At 65.0% G+C, this 18,341-nt stretch carries 17 protein-coding genes and 1 pseudogene; 6 read left to right on the top strand and 12 right to left on the bottom strand.

Annotated features, from left to right (window positions below):
• Positions 1-113 (top strand): annotated as a pseudogene (locus tag VNC39_RS04705) (IS1595 family transposase); the annotation flags it as partial.
• 182 nt (positions 114-295) lie between these two features.
• Here VNC39_RS04705 and VNC39_RS04700 read toward each other — a convergent pair.
• From VNC39_RS04700 to VNC39_RS04670, 7 genes are all read right to left on the bottom strand, one after another.
• Positions 296-1,108, bottom strand: a complete 813-nt coding sequence (locus tag VNC39_RS04700; RefSeq protein ID WP_325396681.1) for a TIGR00282 family metallophosphoesterase — start codon at positions 1,106-1,108, stop codon at positions 296-298.
• Positions 1,105-2,220 carry a DNA replication/repair protein RecF gene (gene recF / locus VNC39_RS04695; RefSeq protein WP_325396689.1) on the bottom strand — a complete coding sequence of 372 codons (1,116 nt, stop codon included), beginning with the start codon at positions 2,218-2,220 and terminating at the stop codon, positions 1,105-1,107. Before recF ends, VNC39_RS04700 begins: the two co-directional genes overlap by 4 nt.
• The gene (gene dnaN / locus VNC39_RS04690; RefSeq protein WP_325396679.1) at positions 2,217-3,341 is read right to left on the bottom strand and encodes a DNA polymerase III subunit beta; all 1,125 of its coding nucleotides are present in this window, start codon (positions 3,339-3,341) and stop codon (positions 2,217-2,219) included. The genes recF and dnaN overlap by 4 nt, the downstream gene beginning before the upstream one ends.
• A 191-nt stretch (positions 3,342-3,532) precedes the next feature.
• Complete coding sequence (gene dnaA, locus VNC39_RS04685; RefSeq protein WP_325396687.1) at positions 3,533-4,963, bottom strand: chromosomal replication initiator protein DnaA; 1,431 nt, start codon at positions 4,961-4,963, stop codon at positions 3,533-3,535.
• Between the two features lie 393 nt (positions 4,964-5,356).
• Complete coding sequence (gene rpsT, locus VNC39_RS04680; protein ID WP_325396676.1) at positions 5,357-5,623, bottom strand: 30S ribosomal protein S20; 267 nt, start codon at positions 5,621-5,623, stop codon at positions 5,357-5,359.
• Between the two features lie 105 nt (positions 5,624-5,728).
• Positions 5,729-6,478 (bottom strand): hypothetical protein, encoded by a 750-nt coding sequence (locus VNC39_RS04675; protein WP_325396674.1) that lies wholly within the window; start codon positions 6,476-6,478, stop codon positions 5,729-5,731.
• A gap of 1 nt (position 6,479) precedes the next feature.
• Positions 6,480-7,424: an Hsp33 family molecular chaperone HslO gene (locus VNC39_RS04670; RefSeq protein ID WP_325396672.1), complete on the bottom strand. Its 945-nt coding sequence runs from the start codon at positions 7,422-7,424 to the stop codon at positions 6,480-6,482.
• A gap of 71 nt (positions 7,425-7,495) precedes the next feature.
• Between VNC39_RS04670 and rfaE1 the strand changes: the two genes are divergently transcribed.
• On the top strand, positions 7,496-8,953 hold the full coding sequence (rfaE1, locus tag VNC39_RS04665) for a D-glycero-beta-D-manno-heptose-7-phosphate kinase (protein ID WP_325396670.1): 1,458 nt from the start codon (positions 7,496-7,498) through the stop codon (positions 8,951-8,953).
• A 226-nt stretch (positions 8,954-9,179) separates the two neighbouring features.
• Positions 9,180-9,854: a GNAT family N-acetyltransferase gene (locus tag VNC39_RS04660; protein WP_325396668.1), complete on the top strand. Its 675-nt coding sequence runs from the start codon at positions 9,180-9,182 to the stop codon at positions 9,852-9,854.
• Positions 9,855-10,000: 146 nt separating this feature from the next.
• Here the strand turns inward: VNC39_RS04660 and VNC39_RS04655 are convergent, their stop codons facing one another.
• A complete protein-coding gene (locus VNC39_RS04655) occupies positions 10,001-10,576 on the bottom strand; it encodes a uracil-DNA glycosylase family protein (protein ID WP_325396666.1) in 576 nt (191 codons plus the stop codon).
• Positions 10,577-10,650: 74 nt separating this feature from the next.
• Between VNC39_RS04655 and VNC39_RS04650 the strand changes: the two genes are divergently transcribed.
• Positions 10,651-11,337: an SIMPL domain-containing protein gene (locus VNC39_RS04650; protein ID WP_325396664.1), complete on the top strand. Its 687-nt coding sequence runs from the start codon at positions 10,651-10,653 to the stop codon at positions 11,335-11,337.
• Between the two features lie 54 nt (positions 11,338-11,391).
• Here VNC39_RS04650 and VNC39_RS04645 read toward each other — a convergent pair whose 3' ends face one another.
• Together VNC39_RS04645 and ssb are read right to left on the bottom strand one after the other, a co-directional pair.
• Positions 11,392-12,603: an acetylornithine transaminase gene (locus VNC39_RS04645; protein ID WP_325396662.1), complete on the bottom strand. Its 1,212-nt coding sequence runs from the start codon at positions 12,601-12,603 to the stop codon at positions 11,392-11,394.
• 274 nt (positions 12,604-12,877) lie between these two features.
• A complete protein-coding gene (ssb, locus tag VNC39_RS04640; protein WP_325396660.1) occupies positions 12,878-13,378 on the bottom strand; it encodes a single-stranded DNA-binding protein in 501 nt (166 codons plus the stop codon).
• A 161-nt stretch (positions 13,379-13,539) separates the two neighbouring features.
• Here ssb and VNC39_RS04635 point away from each other — a divergent pair, with 161 nt between their 5' ends.
• Complete coding sequence (locus VNC39_RS04635; protein ID WP_325396658.1) at positions 13,540-15,339, top strand: cation:proton antiporter; 1,800 nt, start codon at positions 13,540-13,542, stop codon at positions 15,337-15,339.
• A 3-nt stretch (positions 15,340-15,342) separates the two neighbouring features.
• Here VNC39_RS04635 and VNC39_RS04630 read toward each other — a convergent pair whose 3' ends face one another.
• Both VNC39_RS04630 and VNC39_RS04625 read right to left on the bottom strand, forming a co-directional pair.
• Positions 15,343-16,710 (bottom strand): sensor histidine kinase, encoded by a 1,368-nt coding sequence (locus VNC39_RS04630; protein WP_325396656.1) that lies wholly within the window; start codon positions 16,708-16,710, stop codon positions 15,343-15,345.
• Positions 16,694-17,368: a response regulator transcription factor gene (locus tag VNC39_RS04625; protein WP_408840186.1), complete on the bottom strand. Its 675-nt coding sequence runs from the start codon at positions 17,366-17,368 to the stop codon at positions 16,694-16,696. The genes VNC39_RS04630 and VNC39_RS04625 overlap by 17 nt, the downstream gene beginning before the upstream one ends.
• 209 nt (positions 17,369-17,577) lie before the next feature.
• Between VNC39_RS04625 and VNC39_RS04620 the strand changes: the two genes are divergently transcribed.
• Positions 17,578-18,285, top strand: coding sequence for an MIP/aquaporin family protein (locus tag VNC39_RS04620; protein WP_325396654.1), 708 nt, complete (start codon positions 17,578-17,580; stop codon positions 18,283-18,285).
• Positions 18,286-18,341 lie beyond the last annotated feature (56 nt).

Below are 18,341 nucleotides of genomic sequence, written 5' to 3'. Positions count from 1 at the left end.
CAAAAGCCAATTTCCACCTCTTCCTCAAGGAATGCGAGTGGAGGTTCAACGATGGCTCTCCCGCCCAGCTCTTGAAGCAGCTCAAGCGCTGGGTCAGAAAGAATTCAACCTAACATCTGGGACAGCCCCAAAACTTTTGTTTATGCTGGGCGGAGGGGCTGAAGGTTCCGGCGGTGCGTAGCACCGTTGGAATAGCCCCGGAGGGCGTGGGCTTTGTCGACGACAACGCCCATGGCCCAGATTAACAAAGTTTTTTTGCTACTTTTTGTTCACAAAAAGTAGCCTTCCCTTACTCCTAAACCAGCGGCATCTCAGGCCGCAGCCTTCCGCCCATACGCACCGGCTCCACGCGCAGTGCCAGCCCTTTTTCATCGGTTTCGACGAACACGCCGCACACGGTTGCCTCCCCTTCCGCCGGGGCCAGGCGTTCGCCCGGCATTTTGCGGATGAAGCGCGCCATTGCCGCGTCCTTGCCCATGCCGATCACGCTGTCATAGTCGCCGCACATGCCGAGATCGGTCACGAAGCCCGTGCCGTTCGGCAGCACCTGATGGTCCGCCGTCGGCACATGGGTATGGGTGCCGAAAATCATCGAGGCGCGGCCGTCGAACGCGTGGCCGAACGCCATTTTCTCCGAGGTCGCCTCGGCGTGGAAATCGAGCAGCACCGCGTCCAGCCCGTTGCCCAGCCGGTGCCGGTTGAGCAGCGCCTCGGTGGCCTGGAACGGGCAATCCAGCGGGTCCATGAACAGCCGCCCCATGAGCTGCGCCACGAGCACGCGCCGCCCATCCCGCGCTGTGATCATTGTGGCGCCGGAGCCCGGCGTGCCGGGCGGGAAATTCAGCGGCCGGATCAGCCGCTTCTCCTGGGCGATATAGGGGATGATCTCGCGCCGGTCCCAGGCATGGTTACCGAGCGTGATGGCGTCGGCCCCGGCGGCAAACAAGGCGTCCGCCATCTCCGGCGCCAGGCCGAACCCGTGGCTGGCATTCTCGCCATTCACCACCAGGAAATCGAGTTTGAGATGATCGCGCAAATGCGGGATGGCCTTGATCGCGGCTTCCCGCCCGGTGCGGCCGAGCAGGTCGCCGAGGATGACAATTTTCATATCAAACCTATAGAGCCATCGCGGATCGTGTAACAGGCGGCCGCCAGCCCGGCGAATGGCTCGACATCCGTGCCGGTAAGCCAGGCGGAGAGATCCAGCGTGCCGATCGCCGCGAAGAGGGCGGTGCGGTGCGCGGCATCCAGGTGCACCAGCGGCTCGTCGAGCAGCAGCAGCGGCGGCGTGCCGCGCGTGGCGGCGATCAGCGCCGCGTGGCCGAGCACGATGCCGATCAGCATCGCTTTCTGCTGCCCGGTGGACGACAGCGCCGCCGGCCGGCCGGTGGCGGCGTCGGTGATCAGCAGGTCGCTCTTCTGCGGCCCCAGCGAGGCGCCGCGCTGCACGGCGTCCTGCGCCCGGGCGTTCCGGTAGGAAGTGCGCAATTCATCTTCCACATCCAAGGCGGGGCGCTGGCGCAGCTTGGCGTCGATCGGGCAGGCCAGGTCCAGCCCCACCAGGGGAAAGGGCGCCGCCGCGCCGCGCGCCAGGGTTGCGTTCAATTGACCGAGCAAGGCGGCCCGGCCGGCGGTGGCCGCCACCGCGTGGCGGGCCATGGCATCCTCGAGGCCGGAAAGCCAGGCCGGGTCCGGCCGGTCGCCGAGCAGGCGGTTGCGCTGCGAAGAAGCGGCTTCGAACGCCGCCATCTCCCGCGCATGGCCGGGTTCCAGCGCCACCACAAGGCGGTCGAGGAAGCGCCGGCGGCCGGAGGCGGATTCAGTGAACAGCCGGTCCATTTGCGGGGTCAGCCAGACGGCGGCGAGCCTCAAAGCGATGTCTGCCTGCGCGCGCGGCTTCTGCCCATCCAGCAAAAACACCCGGCGCTCCGGCGCCCCTTCGGCGGAACCAGTGCCGATTTCGAACCCGCCGGCTGCGTCGTCGATCTGCGCGGCAACCGCCCAACCGCCCGTCGCGCCCTCACCTTTGCGCGCGAGTTCCGAAAACCTCGCACCTCGCAGGCCCCGGCCCGGCACCAGCAAGGAGATGGCTTCGAGCAGATTGGTCTTGCCGCTCCCATTCGGCCCGGCAAACACATTGACCCGCGCGGCGGGCGCAAAGCGCAGTGAGGCGTAGGAGCGGAAATCGCTAAGGGTGAGCCGGCTGAGCTGCGTCGTCAGACCCGCATCGGCATCAGCACGTACACCGCCGACTGGTCGTCCTGGTCACGCACCAGGGTCGGCGCCGCGCCGTCGGCGAACACGAATTCCACCTTGCCGCGGATCTGGTCGGTCACGTCCGACAGATAGCGCGCCTGGAAGCCGATCTCGAGCGGGCCGGACTGGTAGTCGATCAGCTCGGAGCCGAGTTCCTCGGAGGCCGTGCCCTGTTCCGGGCTGGAGGCGGAAATGACCAGCAGATCCTTGGCCAGCGACAATTTCACCGGACGGTGCCGCTCGGCGCTGATCGCCGAGACGCGGCCGACGGCATCGTTGAAATCCTTCTTCTCGACCCGCAGCACCTTGTCGTTGCCGCGCGGAATCACCCGCTCATAATCGGGGAAGGTGCCGTCGATCAGCTTGCTGGTCAGGCGCATCGTGCCGATGGTGAACTGGATGCGGGTCTCCGAGAGCGCCACATCGGCCTCGGTCGACACCTCATCGAGCAGCTTGCGCAGCTCGGTCACGGTCTTGCGCGGAATGATCACGCCCGGCATGCCCTTGGCCCCTGCCGGCAGCGGTTCCTCGACGCGCGCCAGACGGTGGCCGTCGGTGGCGACCGCCCGCAGTACGGGGCCGGCTTCGCTCTCCGCCGCGTGCAGAAAAATGCCGTTCAGGTAATAGCGGGTTTCTTCGGTGCTGATCGCGAAACGCGTGCGGTCGATCAGCCCGCGCAGCTCCTGCGCGGAGAGCACGAACTGGTGCGTCAGCTTGCCGGCATCGAGCTTGGGAAACTCATCGACGCTCAACCCCACCAGGCTGGTGGCATAGCGGCCGGCGCGCAACGCCAAAGGCGCGTCCCCGCCCGGATGGTCCAATTCGATTTCAACATTGTCGGGTTGACGGCGAACGATCTCATACAAGGTCGTGGCCGGCACCGTGATGGCCCCGTCACGCATGGTCTGCGCGGCGACCTCCTCGACCAGGGCGATCTCCAGATCAGTGGCGGCGATGGTCAGCTTTCCGTCGCGCACCGCCAGCAGCACGTTGGCCAGAATGGGAATGGTATTGCGCTTCTCGACGACGTTCTGGACATGGGCCAGCGACTTCATCAACGTGGCGCGATCGGCCTTGAACTTCATGATACCCTTCCTGACGGCAATACTTGAGTCTCGTCGCGACGACCGATTCGTGCCCGTCAGGATAGCAAGGGGCGCTCCGATAGGGAAGCTCTGCCCTGCGCCACGCACAGAGGCGCAGGGCAGGGCCGCCGACCGCCATCCGGCCCGCGCCTCAGCGCCCTCACCCCCGCAATGCGCCGCCCGCTGGCGGCTCAGCTCTCCAGCATGCGGCGCAGCAGTTCCACGTCTTCGGCGAAGGCGGCATCCTGGCCCATCAGTTCGCCCACGCGCGAGACGGCGTGCATCACCGTGGTATGGTCCCGATCGCCGAAATGCCGGCCGATATCCGGCAGGCTCTTGCTGGTCAGCTGCTTGGCCAGATACATCGCCACCTGGCGCGGGCGCGCGATGTTGCGGGCGCGCCGCGCCGACGACATCTCCGCCACGCGGATATTGTAATGATCGGAGACGCGCTTCTGGATCTCCTGAATCGTGACCTTGCGGTCATAGGCCTTGAGCACGTCATGGAGCACCTCATGCGCGGTCTCCATCGTCAGCTGCCGGTCGAACAGGTTGGCGTGCGCCACCAGGCGGTTCAGGGCGCCTTCCAGCTCGCGCACGTTGGAGGTGATCTTGCGTGCCAGGAATTCCAGCACCTTGGCCGGCACGTCCACGCCCGCCCGTGAGGCCTTTGCCTCCAGAATGGAAATGCGAAGTTCGAAGGTGGTGGCGTGCAGGTCCGCGACCATTCCGCATCCGAGACGGGTCCGCAAACGGTCCTCGAGGCCGGACAGATCCGACGGCGACTTGTCGGCGGAAATCACGATCTGCTTGCCGGCGTCGACCAGCGCATTGAACGTGTGGAAGAACTCTTCCTGGGTGTTATCCTTGCCGATGAGGAACTGCAGATCGTCGATCATCAGCACGTCGACGCTGCGCAATTCGTTCTTGAACTCCAACGTCGACTGCGAGCGCAGCGCGTTGATGAAGCGGTACATGAATTTTTCCGCCGACATATAAGCGACGGACACCGGCCCCGCGCCCTGGCGCCGGGTCGACAATTCCCAGGCGATGGCGTGCATCAGGTGGGTCTTGCCCAGGCCGACCCCGCCATACAGGAACAGCGGATTGAACCCCGGCGTGGCCGGCGATTCCGCGACCCGGCGGGCGCAGGCATAGGCGAATTCGTTCGGCTTGCCGACCACGAACGTGTCGAACGTGAAACGCTGGTCGAGCGGCGCCACAAGCTCCGAGCGCGGCGGCGCGGAGGTTGCAGCCGCGACGGTGGCCGTCGCGGCCGGCACACTCGCCGGCTCGGGCTCGGCGAGATTCGGCGCGGTCCCGCGGCTCGGCTGGGTGCGGATGTCCACATGCCGGATGTCGGGGTTTTCCGCCTGCCAGAACGCGGCGATCAGCTCGCCATATTCCTTGTTGACCCAGTCGCGCAGAAAGCGCGTGGGCAGGATGACCGTCACTTCGTCGCCATTGACCCCGGCCAGGGCCACCTGCTTCAGCCAGGTGCGATATTCGACTTCCCCAACCTCTGCCTGCAGGCGGGCGCGCACACGCGCCCATTGTTCGTTCAGGGCGGCGTCATCTCGGCGCGCGGGCGAAGACGAAACCGCGACACCTCCATCACGCATGGAACCGATTTCCAGGCTCATTCCCAATTCCGCTCCAGCCCCAAAAAAAGACATGCCCGGCGTAGGCTTTCGGGAAAAAGCCTGAAATAGACTATAAGTTTCCCAATTAACGGCATCCACGCGGGCACAAGTATGCTTGGCGACTTTAAGTTAGAAGCGCCTGGACTGGCAAGTGCTCAATTCCTTCATCACGGCCGATACGGCGCTGATCATTCCAAATTAACGTGTAAATTCAACAGATACTCAACCCAAGGTTTCCATCCACAAATCTCTGAACGATAACAATGGGTTAGATTCTAAGAACAAAAATGGCGCGTCCCGGTCATAGACCCGGGACGCGCCATGTCTCACGCTCAGGAAGTCAACAAACCGCTGCAGCCTGGCCGCGAAGGGCTAGGCGGCGACGGCCTTCACACGGGCCGAAAGGCGGGAGATCTTGCGCGAAACGGCGTTCGCCTTCAGCACCCCCTTACCGACCGCGCGCTGCAATTCCGGCTGCGCGGCGCGGAACGCGGCCTGCGCCGCCTCTTTGTTGCCAGAAGCCACGGCTTCCTCAACCTTGCGGATGGCGCTATGAACGCGCGACTTGCGCGCCTTGTTGCGCATCGTGCGCTTGAGAGTCTGCCGAATGCGCTTCTGCGCTTGTGCGATATTGGCCATAAGGTTCCGCCGATAAAAAAACCGTCAATGAAGCGCGCGGTCTAGACCGCATGGAGCACGGCGTCAAGTAACCAAGCCGCCATGCCCCGCGCCCGGCGGACGGCTTTATTGCGCCGGCGGCACCTGGCTACCGGGATAGCCGGGCGGGATCAGGTTCCCTTGGGGCTCCGGATAGGCGGGGCCCGGCGCGGCGGGGGCCACCGGCGCAGCCGCCGCGCCGCCTCCCCCTGCCGGGGGCGCCGTCAGCGGCGTCGTCTGGACCGCAGCGCCCGCGGCGGCGGGGGCATAGCCGGGCACCGGCGAACCGGGGGTCGGCGACCAGGACAGCCAGCCGCTCAGATTATGCTGCATCTGGTATTGCAGCTGCACGTTCATGTTTTCCATCAGCTGCTTGGTCAGGCCGTACAAAGCCGCCGGCATGGCGTTCGGCCCGTCATCGGACCCCGGCGCCGAGCGCGAGGCGGACACGGTGGCCTCGGCATAACCGGTGCTGTGCCCGTCCGCGCTTGCCACGGTCACATCCACCGTCATCGCCCCGGTTAACGTGCCGTCAACCTGGTGAACCGACGCGTTCTGAATCGTCACCGTGCCCGTCCCCGGCGCGCCGGAGGCCACCACCCGTCCCCTGAGCATTGTCATCAGCGTCTGGGCCGGGGGTGCTGGGTCCTGCGCCAGCAACGCCACCGTGTCGGGTGTCGGCACATAGTCGTCCACGATGTTGAGGGTCGCGACCTTGAGCACCAGCGGCGGCAGATAAGAATAAGTAAGCGGCGGGAAATATTGCGGCGGCGGCGGGCTGCTGCACCCGGCCAGCCCGGCCAGCACGGCGAAGGACGAAAAATGCCATAACTTCATGTTAAGAGGCTCCAGAACGGCCATTAACAGTCTCACGGGGAAAACGGAACGCGAAATTACAGAACTCACAATTCATGACGATATCACCGTCCACCGCCATATGATCGAGATCGTCCGGCGAGAACCCCTCAAGAATGCTGCCCAGACGGGCACGCGAACAACGGCAGCCATAGGCCAGAACGCGCGGCCGATCCACTGCCACGCCTTCGCCATGGAACAGCCGGTAAAGCAGCCGTTCCGGCGCCAGTGAATCGTCGAGCAATTCATCCGTCGTCACCGTGTCGGCGAGGATACAGGCGGTGCGCCAGACCTCCTCCTGCTCATCGGCGGAACTGTCCGGGCCGACGCCGCCGGCCCCGGCGATGCGCTCGATCACCAGCGCCGCGGCGCGCCAGCCCTGGGGCGTCTCACCGGCGGCAAGATAGACCTTGCAGGGCAACTGCTCGGAAACCGTGAAATAGCTCTCGGCCATCTGCGCCAGGGTCTCCCCCTCCAGCGCCACGATCCCCTGCTGCGGTTCCCGGCTCATGCCTTGATCGACGGTAAAGGCGAGATAGCCGTTGCCCAGCATCTGCCGGGCCGTGCCGTCGGCCGGAATGTCGGCCTCCTTGTCCACGCGCGCATAGCCGCGCAGCGCGCCGCCGTCGGTGCAGTCGGCGATCAGCATGGAGACCGGGCCATCGCCCTTGGCCTGCAGGCTGAACGAGCCGGAAAATTTCAGCGCGGTCGCCAGCGAAGCAGCCAAAGCCAGCGCCTGGCCCAGCAGCGCACGCACCGGCGGGCTGTGGTCGTGGCGCGTCAACAAGGTATGAGCCAGCGGCCCCAGCCGGATCAAACGGCCGCGCACCGGCTGGCTGGGGATGAAGAAAGGCGTGATGCCGCGGGGGACCGCCAGATCCGGCACATCCGGCCGGTTCGAGTCGAGAAAAGCCGGTAAATCTGTCATCGGCCGGAAGATAGATAGGTTTCTGCGCCGTTGCCAGATCGGCGGCTAGGGGTTAGCGGTTTCTCATGACAATGGCTGACACGACAATCGATTTGGGTGCCTGTGTGAAGCGCCTCGCCCGCGCCAGCGTTCTGGTCGTGGGCGATGCGATGCTCGACCGCTACGTCTATGGCGAGGTGGAACGCGTAAGCCCCGAAGCGCCGGTGCCGATCCTCACGGTGACGCGCGAAGTGGCAATGCCGGGCGGCGCCGGCAACGTCGTGCGCAACCTCACCGCCCTCGATGCCTCGGCAGCCTTTGTCTCCGTGGTCGGCGACGACCAGGCCGGCTCGGACCTGACCGGGCTGATCGGCGGCCAGGAACGGGTGGAGCCTTGGCTGCTGGTGCAAGGCGGCCGCACCACCACGCTGAAAACCCGCTATATCGCGCAAGGCCAGCATCTCATCCGTGCCGACCGCGAGCAGACCATTCCGCTTCCGGAAAAGCTCACTGAACGCCTCATCCGCATCGCCCTCGATGCCGTCGCCGCGACGTCCATCACCCTGCTCTCCGATTATCGCAAAGGCGTGCTGAGTGACGAAGTCGCCGCCCAGATCATCGCCGGTGCCAAATCGCTCGGCCGGCGCGTCATCGTCGACCCCAAGGGCCGCGATTACAGCCGCTACCGAGGCGCGGACGTGGTCACGCCGAACCGGCGCGAACTGGCCGAAGCCACCGGCCTGTCGGTCGACAGCGAAAGTGCCATCGTCGCCGCCGCCCAGGTGCTGCTCGCCCGCTACGATTTCGGCGCCGTGCTCGTCACCCGCGCCGAGGATGGCATGAGCCTGATCACCGCCGACGAAGTCCGCCATTTTCCCGGCGAAGCCAAGGAAGTGTTCGACGTCTCCGGCGCCGGCGACACCGTGGTCGCCACGTTGGCCGCCGCCTTGGCGGTCGATGTGCCCTTGGTCGACGCGGCCCGGCTGGCCAACATCGCCGGCGGCATCGTCGTCGGCAAGGTCGGCACCGCTGTGGCGCGCCCGGCCGACCTGCTCGCCGCCCTCTCCCCGGTCACCGGCGCCCTGCGCAAGGTCGTCACCGCCGCCAACGCCGCCGAGGCGGCGGAACGCTGGCGCACGCGCGGCTACAAGGTCGGCTTCACCAATGGCTGCTTCGACCTGCTGCACCCCGGCCATGTGCATTTGCTCGAACAATGCCGCGCCATGTGCGACCGCCTGATCGTCGGCATCAATGCCGACGCGTCGGTCGCACGCCTGAAAGGCCCAACCCGCCCGGCCCAGGGCGAGGCGGCGCGCGCCGCCGTGCTGGCCTCGCTCGCCAGCGTCGATCTGGTCTGCCTGTTCGAAGAAGACACGCCGCTGGAGCTGCTGAAACTGATCCGGCCCGACCTGCTCATCAAAGGCGCGGACTATACGCGCGACACCGTGGTCGGCGCCGCTGAGGTGGAAAGCTGGGGCGGCAGCGTGGCCCTGGCCGAGCTGCTGCCGGGCCATTCGACCACGGCGACTTTGGCGAGACTGCGGGGTTAAACAGGCAAGCAAAGAAAGCGCTACTTTTTGTGAACAAAAAGTAGCAAAAAAACTTTATTTACTCTGGGCGGAGGGGCTGAAGGTTCCGGCGGTGCGTAGCACCGTTGGAATAGCCCCGGAGGGCATGGGCTGGGTCGGCGACAACGCCCACGGCCCAGCATAAACAAAAGTTTTTGCGCCGCTTTTTTCAAAAAGCGGCTGCTTTCTTTCTTGAGGAGACCATGACGTGAATTCACCACCGCTCGGACCGGAAGTTGATCCCTGGCCCCGCCCCCTCCCCGCGCGCACGCCGCTCGCCGGCATGTACACCGCGCTGGAGCCGCTGCACCGGCGCCATGCGGACGAGTTGTTCGAGGCGGCGCGCGGGGCGGATGACAGTTTCGCCTATATGGGCTTCGGCCCCTTCGCCACGCGCGATGAGATGGCGCGGCTGATCGCGCACAACGCCGCCCAGCACGACCCGATCTTCTGGGCCATCCGCCCCATCGCCACCGGCGTCGCCTCGGGCTGGCTGTCGCTGATGGACATCGAGCCGGCGAATGCGGCGATCGAACTCGGCCATATCTGGTTCTCGCCCCGCCTGCAGCGCACCCGCGCCGCCACCGAGGCGATGTATCTGCTGCTCAAACGCGCCGCCGACGAGCTCGGCTATCGCCGCCTGGTCTGGAAATGCCACTCCCTGAACGCAGCCTCGATCCGCGCCGCGCAGCGCCTCGGCTTCACCCCGGAAGGGATCTTGCGGTCCCACAAAGTGGTCAAAGGAAGAGAGCGCGACACGGCCATGTTCAGCATCACCGCCGCCGAATGGCCAAGCCGGCGCGACGCCATGGAGGCCTGGCTGGCGCCCGAAAATTTTGCCCCGGACGGCACCGCGAAACGCAGCCTCGCGAGTTTTCGATAAGGAAAGAAAGCAGCCGCTTTTTGAAAAAAGCGGCTCAAAAACTTTTGGTTACGCTGGGCCATGGGCGTTGTCGCCGACGCAGCCTGTGGCCCAGCATAACAAAGTTTTTTTGCTACTTTTTGTTCACAAAAAGTAGCCTTCCTTGCTTACCTGAACTGCCTTGCGACCACCTCGCGCAACTTTGGCAAAGTTTCCGTGCCGAACCAGGGGTTTTTCGCTTCCCAGCCGATCGTGCGCCAGGACGGGTGCGGCAGCGCCATGAAGCGCGGATGGTCGGCATGGGCGCGCACATGATCGGTCATGCTGCCGGGCCCGAGATAGCGGTGCTGGGCGTAGGAGCCGACGAGCAGGATCAACTCGATCTGCGGCATCAGGGCGAGGAATTTCTCGTGCCAGGCAGGCGCGCATTCCTTGCGCGGCGGCAGGTCCCCGCCTTGGGGGAAACGCCCGGGATAGCAGAAGCCCATCGGCATGATGGCGATCCGCGTCACATCGTAGAATTGTTCGCGCTCGGTCCCCATCCAGCCGCGCAGCCGCTCGCCGGAAGCGTCGTCGAACGGAATCCCGGACGCATGCACTTTCGTGCCCGGCGCTTGGCCGATGATGAGCAGCCGCGCGGTGTCGGACACGCGGAAAACCGGGTGCGGCCCGAGCGGCAGATGGCCCGCGCATAGCGTGCAGGCCCGGGCTTCTTCAGCTAAAGTCTCAAGCGCGCTGGTCATCGCAGCTGGAGCATGGCGGCCAAATCGGATTAAAGGAAGGGCCGCTTTGCGGAATGCCCAACAGGAGATGCCACATGTCCCGCATGTCCGTCCCACGCCTCGCTGTCCTGCTGGTGCTGCTCGGCGGCGCGTCGGCCGGGGCCCAGACGCCGACCGAACTCCATTTGACCGCCACCGGCACAGTGCAATTGCCGCCCGACGAGGCCGTCGCCGACCTCACGGTGCAGGTTTATGCGCCGCAGGCCGCCGCCGCGCAGGCTTCGGTCAACCGGCTGATGGCGGCGGCGTTGGATGCTGCGCGTCACGCGCCGGGCATCACCGCCACCACCGGCCTTTATGACGTGGCGACCAGCAGCGACGCCCAAGGCCATGTCACGCAATATGCCGCGAGCCAGGTCCTGCACCTCACCGGTCCCGCCGAGGACGGGCGCCCCGCCGCGTCCTTCACCGATCTGGTCGGCCGGCTGCAGGCGCAAGGGTTGCAGGTGAATACGCTGAGCGCGCAGCTCTCCCCCGCCGGGCGGCAACATGCGGAGGACCAAGCGATCCAGGCCGCACTCCGGCGGCTGCACGATCAGGCCATGCTGATCGCCACGTCTCTGGGCGAGAAGGCCGGGCCGATCAAATCGCTCACGGTCGGCGAGGCCGGCCCCATCGCACCCTTCCCCGGCCGCATGATGGCCATGGCCGCCCCCTCCGACCAACCTGGCCCCGTGACGGTGACAGAATCCGTCTCCGCGACCATCGACCTCACCCCGTAAAACACATTCGCCAGTTCAGCCCATCGCTTCCGGCGTGGCTGAACAAAAGGCTGACTACTGCGCCTTCACCTCCCCGAGTACTTCGTCCAGCACATCCAGCATCCGGTCGATCTCGTCATCGGTCACCGTTAAAGCGGGCATGAAGCGGAGCGCATTGGGCCGAGGACCATTGATCAGCACTCCCCGTTCGAGGCACAGGTTGACCACTTGGGCGGCATTATCGCGGCCCAGGTTGAGCGCGAGCAACAACCCCTGGCCGCGAACCTCACTGCACCCATGCTTCCGCGATAGGCCAAGCAAGCCGTCCGCAACGCGCCGGCCGGCTTGCTTAACACGCGCCAGGAAAGCGGGTCTGCTAACCTCTTCAATCACCGCGCAGCCTGCGGCGGCCATTAGCGGATTGCCGCAAAACGTGCCGCCCTGATCGCCATAGTCGAAGCAGGACACCTCGCGATGGGCCAGCAGGGCGGCCAACGGCACGCCGCCGCCGAGTCCCTTCGCCAGGGTCATTATGTCCGGCGTAATTCCGGCATGCTCGAAGCCGAATAGATCGCCGGTGCGCCCGATGCCGGTCTGTATTTCATCCAATATCAGCAGCACCCCCTGTTCGCGGGTCAACGCTCGAACCGCACGCAAGAATGGGATTGTCGCCTCGAAGACACCGGCCTCTCCTTGAATAGGCTCCAGCATCACAGCCGCCGTCCGATGTGTGATGGAAGCGGCCACAGCGTCGAGGTCGTTCAACGGTACCTTCGGAAAGCCCGGCACCTTTGGCTCGTAAAGCTGTTCCCATTGCGGCTTACCGGATGCAGCCATGGTGGCGAGGGTCCGCCCATGAAAGCCGTGATCCATGGTGATAATTTCAAACGCGCCATCCCTGTGCTTGGCACCCCATTTGCGGGCGAGCTTGATCGCGCCCTCGTTTGCCTCGGCGCCGCTGTTGGCCAGAAACACGTGATGCAGCCCGCTATGAGCCGCAAGCAGGTCGGACAAGCGGACCATCTGATCGTTATAAAAAGCGGGACTACAGTTTAGCAGTTGCGCCGCTTGCCGGGTCAGCGCCTCGATAAGCGGTTTCGGCGAATGGCCCAGACAATTCACCGCCCAGCCCTGGATGAAATCCAGGTAGCGACGGCCTGTACTGTCCGTCAGCCAAGATCCCTGCCCGGAGACGAATATGATTGGCGACCGTGGCGTGATTTCCATGACCGCTGCAAAAGGATTGAGGGGCGCGCCTGAATCTGAAGGGTAGGTTGTCGGGGACATCGCATGCTCCTTGGTGGTTGAGAGGAGCGACGAAGAATTCCCAAAACAAACAAGGCCCTCGTCGCTGCCGACGGAGGCCTTGTTTTCAATGTGCGTTTTCGCTCAGCGCGTGCACAAACGTCGGCCACCCATCAGGAGATGGCGGCGTCGACCGTCCGCTGCGATGTGGCAAATAACGGATTCCATACCGCTCAGGTAACTGTATGAGCTTCCTCTGGTCAACTGGAATCTTCAGCATCATGGACCGGGTGCCACTAGCAATGGCGGCCCTTCCTTAGAACGGGATTTCGTCGTCCATCTCGTTATTGCCGGGGCGCGTGTCCCAGCCGCCGACGGCGCGCGCTGCCGGGGCCGCGGCGCGCGGGGAGGAAGAGGCCGGGCGCGAGGCGGCGTAATCGTCGCCACCGGCGGCGCCGCCGCCGGCCGGGCGGTCGAGCAACACCAATTCGCCACCGAAACGGCCGAGCAGGATTTCGGTCGTGTATTTTTCCTGGCCAGACTGGTCGGTCCATTTGCGGGTCTGCAGCTTGCCCTCGATATACACTTTCGAGCCCTTGCGCAGATATTTCTCGGCAACATCGGCCAGCCGCTCGTTCATGATGACGACGCGGTGCCACTCGGTCAGCTCCTTGCGCTCGCCGGTGGCCTTATCATTCCAGCTATCGGAGGTGGCCACCGCCAGATTGACGATCTTCATGCCCGACTGCGCGTTGCGGACCTCCGGATCCCGTCCGAGATTCCCCACGAGTACCACCTTGTTCACACTACCAGCCATGCCGACCTCCTCTTGCTCACGACAACCTTGCGTTTGGCGATACTATCCGCCCCGGACGCAGAAAGACAGTCCTCGGACGTTGCCATCCCCCGGCAAACGGGCCACCTAGCATAGGTTCACGATCCTCGGTCCCCGCGACCGTACAACCCGGGAGCCAAAGCATGCTGGAAACCCTGGTGGCGCTGCTCGGCGCCAGCGTCATCGCCCTGCCGGTGACCCGGCTGCTCGGGCTGGGCAGCATTCTGGGCTATCTGATCGCCGGCGTGGCGATCGGCCCGGCCGGCTTCGGGCTGGTGCGGCAAAGCGGGCAGATCACCGCGGTCTCCGAACTCGGCGTGGTGATGCTGCTGTTCCTGATCGGGCTGGAATTGCGGCCGCACCGTTTGTGGATCCTGCGTGGCACGATTCTCGAGCTCGGCCTCGGCCAGCTCGTGCCGACGGCGGCGGCGATCGCGCTGCTGGCGCATCTGGCCGGCATCGCCTGGCACGATTCCATCGTGCTCGGCGCCGGGCTGGCGCTTTCCTCCACCGCCATCGTGCTGCCGATGCTGGCCGACCGCAAACTGCTCAGCACCACCGCCGGGCGCGACAGTTTCGCCGTGCTGCTGTTCCAGGACATCATGTTCATCCCGCTCGTCGCGCTGGTGCCGCTTTTGGGGCATGGCGTGCCGCTGCTGCCGCACCATTTGCCCAACGCCGCGGAGATCCCCTGGCAGCCCGTGGTGCGGGGGCTGATCGCGGTCGCGGTGATATTGGTGGGCGGCACCCTGGCCGTGCCGCATCTCTTCCGCCTGGTCGGCCGGCTGCGTTCGCCGGAAGTGTTCACCGCCACCGCCCTGCTGCTGGTGGCCGGCACCGCCGCGCTGGCGCAATGGGCCGGGCTCTCAACCTCGCTCGGCGCCTTCATGGCCGGGGTGATGCTCTCCGATTCCGAATATCGCCATGCGATCCAGACGGACATCGAACCTTTCGAGGGGCTGCTGCTCGGCTTCTTTTTCATTTCCGTCGGCCTGTCCGCCGACCTCGGCCTGGTGCTGCGCCAACCTGGCGCCATCTTCGCCGGGCTGATTCTTCTGGTGCTCGTCAAGATCGCCATCACCTTCGCCGCGGGCTGGCTCAAGCGGCGCAACCTCACCAGCGCGCTGCGTTTCGCCAGCGCCTTGCCCGAAGGCAGCGAGTTCAGCTTCGTGCTGTTCGCCGCCGCCACCCAGGCGGGCGTGATGGCCAAACCCACCGCCGACATGGCGACGCTGATCATCGCGTTGTCGATGATCATCACGCCGATCCTGTTTGCGGGGTCGGAACGGCTGCTCATCCCGCGCCTGCAGCCCAAACGCGAGACGCGGCCCGCCGACCGGATCGAGCCTGCAGACATCCCGGTCATTATTTGCGGCTTCGGCCGCATGGGGCAGATCGTCGGCCGCGTGCTGAGCGTGCAACGCATCGCTTATACGGCCCTGGACTCCGATGCGAAGCGGATCGAAGCGGTGCGCCGCTTCGGCCCGAAAATCTATTTCGGCGACCCGACCCGGCTGGAGCTGCTGCGCGCAGCCGGGGCGGCGCGCGCCAAGATCCTGATCATCGCCCTGGACGATCGCGAGGCCATTCTCACGCTCACGGCCATGGCCCAACGGGAATTCCCGCATCTGACCATCATCGCCCGCGCGCATGACCGCAACCATGCGCACCGGCTGATGGATCTCGGCGTCCGCGAAATCGTCCGCGAAACGTTTTTCTCGGCGCTGCGCATGTCGGAACTGGCCCTCAACGGACTCGGCATCGGCGAGGCGATGGCGCGGCGCACGGTCGCGCTGTTTCGTACCCATGACGAAGAGCTGCTCAGGGAAACCCATGCTTATGCCGATGATGAACGGCGCCTGATTCAAACCACCGAACAGGCGGCGACCGAGCTGGCCGACCTGCTGGAAGCCGACCGCGAAAAACAAGCGAGCACGGGCTGATCCTCACGCCGAACTGCAGAAAATCGTCACATCGCAGCCCGGCGCCGCGTCCTCGATCCGCATCGAAAAACCGTGCAGCCGCACGATCGCCGCGACCAGCGCAAGGCCGATGCCATGCCCCGCCACGGAATTTTGCTGCGGCCCCCTGTGGAAGCGCCGCAGCACCACCTCGCGCTCGCTGGGGCGAATGCCCGGCCCCGTATCGATCACGCGGATCGCCCTCGCGATGCCATTTTCGCCGCGCAGCTCGCAACGCACGGCACCGTTGATTGGTGTGAACTTTACCGCATTGTCGATGAGATTGCAGACCGCCTCCATCAGCAGGTCGTGGTCGGCCAGGCAATAGGCGGCGGGGCCGTCATCGACATGCAGCGAGATGCCACGCATCTCGGCGCTCGGCAGATAGAGTTCCGCCGCATCCCGCAGCAGCCGCGCGGCATCGACGCGCGTGAAATGGGCCGCTCGCGCACTATCATCGATTTCCCGCATCCGCAGGATCGCAGAGACCATCGACAGCGCATGGTCGACATCGTGCAATACACGTTCGCCGAGCTCGCGGAACTCTTCCGGCGAGGCCGCATCCTGGTAACCGCGCTCCAGCCGCGCGCGCAGGCGGGTCAGCGGCGTGCGCAGCTCATGGGCAATATCATCCCCCAGGGCGCGTAAATCCGTCACCGCTTCCTCCAGCCGGTCGAGCATCGCATTCACGGCGCTGGAGAGGCGGTCAAACGGGTCTAGCGTGGAATGCACCGGCAAGCGCTGTTGCAGCTTGCCGGCCATCACATCCTCAACCGCGCGGCGGACGATGCGAAAGCGCATCTGCGCACGCAGACTGAGACACATGCCGAGCCCGATGGCAGTCGCGCCGGCGGGTGCGGTAACCAGCAAAAGGGCGCGCCCGATCAACAGACGCAAACGCGTCAGGAAATCCATATCCTCCGCGAAGACGGCATGGCCGCCGCCGGCGGTCGGACAGGCAATGGCGCGGCTCAGATCCGGCGGGAGATTTGGCGGCTGGCTGCGTATCAACCCAACCGATATAGGCCCCCTGCGGGCGATCAGCTCCGGCGGCAAAGTCACGATATTGCCTGCCAGAACATGCCCATCCGGCGCGAACACCGCAGCCGGACGGGTGCGGTGCAGATCCGCCGCGACCATGGCGTTGACGGCGGCGCTCAGATCGTGGGGATCAAGTTTCGCAAAACTCGTGCAATCGGCAACCAACTGGGTGTCGATGCGGATTTCAGCGTGGCGCACCGTCCACCAATAGATCAGCCCGCATAAAACCGCCCACTGAAGCAGCAGCGCCAAGGCGATCGCGGCGCTCCATCGTACGGTGGTCGTCCGCAGCACCTCAACGAGGTTGGTCAAGCCGGTATCCCTGTCCTCTCACGTTCCGAAACAGCGGAGTCTCATCCGGCAGGTCCACTTTGCGCCGCAGCTTGCTCATATGCACGTCCACCACATTTGAGCGCGGTTCGAAGCGGTATCCCCATACATCCTGCAGCAGCATCGAGCGGGTCACGATATCTCCAGGCCGGCGCAGGAAATATTCGAGTAGATCCAGCTCCCGTCCGTTCAGGTCCAGAAGGCGGCCGGAACGCGAGGCACGGCGCGACAACAGGTCGATTTCCAAAGGCCCAAGACGCAGGCGTGTCTCGCGCGTTTCCGCCGGGCGCCGCAACACCGCCTCCATCCGCGCCACCAGCTCGATCAAGGCGAAAGGTTTCGGCAGATAGTCATCGCCACCGGCACGCAGGCCGCGCACCCGATCATCCAACCGCCCGAGCGCGCTGATCACGATCGCCGGGGTACGGATCCCCTCACGGCGGATCGTCTTGATCACGTCCAGCCCCTCCAGTCCGGGCAGCAGCCGGTCGACGATCAGCACGTCAAAATCCTGCCGCGCCGCTTCAAGCCCGTTGCGGCCGCTGTCTACCGTGATCACAGCATGGCCGAAGCGCTCCAGTTCCAGCGCGATCTCTTCCGCGGTTTCGCCGTCATCCTCTATGAGGAGCACATTTGCCAAATCTTCTTGTCCCGCCGAAATAATTCAAAAAAATAACGGCCCGCCGACCCGGCATGACGGCCAAGTTTTATACGGGCGCGCTGCGGGACCGTCTACTTAAGCCTGTATGAAAGGCGTTTCATAATGTTAGAAAGACTTTATATTTCGTCTGGGTGGAATCCCTGAACGCCACCACACCTGCTTCCTCATCGGAAAACAGGAGAACGACCATGCGTCTCGCAAAACCACTCTTGGCTGAATTCATCGGAACCTTCGCGCTCATCTTTATCGGTGCCGGCGCCGTCACGGTCCTGGGGTCAAACCAGATCGCCGGTATTGCCCTCGCACATGGGCTTGTGATCATGGCTTTCGCCTATGCCTACGGGAAGGACAGCGGTTCCTACATCAACCCGGCCCTCGTCGTTGCCGCGGTCGTCGCCGGGGAGCATTCGCTGCTCGATGCCATCCCGGTCATCCTCGTGCAGCTCCTGGGTGGCATCGCCGGGGCGCAAGCACTGCTGCTCATCTACGGCCCCGCCGCGCCCCATGATCTCGGCGCGACCATGATCAACCTGCACCGCACCACCCTGACGGGCGGCTTCGCGCTCGAGGCGATCGGCACGTTCTTCCTCGCGAACACAGTGCTGAACGCGGGGCTGCGCGGCACCGCGGGCGCTTTGGCGCCCATCGCCATCGGCATGACAGTGACGGTCTGCATCCTGGCCTTTGGCCCGATCACGGGCGGCAGCGTGAATCCGGCCCGCACCTTGGGCCCTGCCGTGGCGGTCGGCAATTACAGCGAGGTCGGGCTGTATGTCGCGGCCCAGTTGCTGGGCGGCGCCGTGTGCGGTCTGCTGTACCGGCTGGTCTGGAAACATAGCGGCAAGGCAGCCCTACCGAGCGAGAGAAGCTCCAAGCTCGCCACCGCTGACGCCTGAAAGAGCGTTCGGGCCGCACCGGTTTCCCCCCCACCGGCCCAGCGTAAAAAAAGTTT

It is taken from the genome of Acidocella sp. (assembly GCF_035535915.1).
Classification (GTDB): Bacteria; Pseudomonadota; Alphaproteobacteria; order Acetobacterales; family Acetobacteraceae; genus Acidocella.
The sequence above is the reverse complement of the archived record's forward strand: the minus strand, read 5'-3'. Positions and strand labels throughout refer to the sequence as shown.